Source organism: Monashia sp. HAY1-2A, assembly GCF_056755315.1.
Map to the genome: position 1 here is coordinate 1 of NZ_JBNDHY010000544.1, position 256 is coordinate 256.

General features: G+C 75.4%; 1 protein-coding gene. It reads right to left on the reverse strand.

All coding sequences use genetic code 11. The features are described from left to right. On the reverse strand, positions 1-256 hold a 256-nt coding region (locus ACPYOM_RS23030; RefSeq protein WP_481347746.1), incomplete at both ends, for a hypothetical protein.

Sequence of the window (256 nt, forward strand, 5' to 3'; positions counted from 1 at the left end):
CCACCGAAGCTGCCCATGGCGACGACGAGCACCTCGCCGCCCAGCGGCTGCCCGCCACGCTCGACCTCGTCGGCGAGGACGATCCGCAGCAGCTCGTGACGCCGGATCGCGCGCACCGCGGCCACGGCTTCGGCGGCCGGGCGCCGCGACACCGCCGCCGAACGCATCGTCGCCTCGATGGCCGCACGACCCCGGGCGGCGAGACCGTTCGGGTCACCGAGGACCGACACGCTCTCGGGCGAGCTGACGAGCCTGT